Below are 1,646 nucleotides of genomic sequence, written 5' to 3' on the forward strand. Positions count from 1 at the left end.
TCAAGGTTACAGGTTACAGGTTTAAGGTTCCGGGTTAGGTTTGAGAATTGTCAACTGCCCATTGTCAATTGTCAACTTACTCCATTGCCTATTGCATTTTGCCTACTGCCTACTTTCTTATTGGTTCGAAGTTCTGGGTTCTGGGTTAATCCTGTTTCAGGTTTAAGGTTTAAGGTTAAAAGTTTAAGGTTGTTGGAAGGTTCCTAAACCTGAAACCTTAAACATGTAACCTGTAACAAACCACATCAAACATTCTTCGATGGTTTAGACTTACCGTTATCCGTGTCTTCTTGGGTGGTGTGGTCGTCGTTTTCCAAATGGTGGAGTTGTTGATTCAATAAATCGATTCTTACGAGGAGATTCAGGACGAGGGCGTCTTTAACCTTCTGGTTGGGGCTGCGCTTCATCTCTTCCTTGAGCACCATGTACATGGCTTCGAGTTGCTTGAAGTCGTGGGTGAAGCCGTTGAGGCCTTCGGTTTTGTGTAGCTCCTGGATGAGGGCTGTTTTCTCGGAGATCTGGGCAATATAAAACTGCTCTACGTCGGCAAACTCGTTAAGGGTTGCTTCACGTTGTTTGGTGATATTATTAGTCTTTGGGATAAGTAAATAAACAGAAAGGGCCATAAAAAGCATGGCTGCAGCTCTCCAGATAACAACGGAGTTCCAGAGGGTGGTTTTCTTTCCTGTTTTTATTGAGCGTGATACTTCATTCCATATTTTCTCTGATGGCTCTTTGTCGTCAAACGCATCACGATTTTCTTTTACAAATCTTTCCAGTTCGTCGTTCATCATGCTTTATTCTTTAATTCTCCCAACTTGTAACCTTGTGTTAAAAATTCCCTGAGCTTGCTCTTGGCTCTGTTCAACTGCGACTTCGACGTAGACTCGGTGATGCCCATGATCTCGGCGATCTCCTGGTGGTCGTAGCCTTCCAGCAAATACAACGAAAGCACAGTGCGGTAGCCATCGGGCAGTTGGTGTATGGCTGTCCTTACTCTTTCAACGGTGAGTCCTTCTTTATATTCTATGGTGTCTTCTTCTTCAGCTATATCAAAGTTTTCATGCTCGGGTATGGCTTCTTCCCTGCGCTTCTTCAAGATATTAATGGCTTTGTTCACTACAATGCGTTTGAGCCATGCGCCAAACGTGGCGTCGCCGCGGTAGCTGCCCAGGTTTTTGAAGGCGCTGATGAAAGCTTCCTGGGTTGCGTCTTCGGCATCTTCCTCCCTACCCACAATGCGGTAGCTGACGTTATACATGGCTTTGGCATAAAGTCGGTACAACTTCTGGTATGCACTACTGTCTCCAGCTTTACACAGCTGTATTAAATCGTAGTGAATATCAAGTACGGGTTGATCCAAACTCGCTGTTTTTTTTATACCAAAGACAAGGTAGGGAATTAAAGGTTGCGTGGGAAGGGAATTTTTTTGGTTTAAGGTTACAGGTTTAAGGTTACAGGTTTAAGGTTCCGGGTTGTGTTTGAAATTCGGGCTTCGGTGATTCAAACCAATTTTTCAGAATTAGTAATATTTCGAGTCTTAACGTTCAGCTGTTTCTTTCAAGGTTTATCGGTTAGCATCATTCATCTATATCATTCGCATTTCTTTTTGCTTGCCTCCCGAAATTATCGGGACAGGCACAGAA

2 protein-coding genes are annotated in these 1,646 nt (G+C 43.6%); both read right to left on the reverse strand.

What is annotated here, in order from left to right; translation table 11 throughout:
* Positions 1 to 245: 245 nt before the first annotated feature.
* Positions 246 to 791: a hypothetical protein gene (locus KK060_RS24810; protein WP_254157977.1), complete on the reverse strand. Its 546-nt coding sequence runs from the start codon at positions 789 to 791 to the stop codon at positions 246 to 248.
* Positions 791 to 1,363, reverse strand: a complete 573-nt coding sequence (locus KK060_RS24815; RefSeq protein ID WP_254157979.1) for an RNA polymerase sigma factor — start codon at positions 1,361 to 1,363, stop codon at positions 791 to 793. The genes KK060_RS24810 and KK060_RS24815 overlap by 1 nt, the downstream gene beginning before the upstream one ends.
* Positions 1,364 to 1,646: the final 283 nt, after the last annotated feature.

The sequence above is a fragment of the Chryseosolibacter indicum genome (assembly GCF_018598585.1).
GTDB classification, from domain to species: domain Bacteria; phylum Bacteroidota; class Bacteroidia; order Cytophagales; family Cyclobacteriaceae; genus Chryseosolibacter; species Chryseosolibacter indicus.

Bases quoted from the DNA above. Each gene is read 5' to 3' on its own strand.
- KK060_RS24810 (WP_254157977.1), bottom strand. From the start codon at position 791: ATGAACGACGAACTGGAAAGATTTGTAAAAGAAAATCGTGATGCGTTT.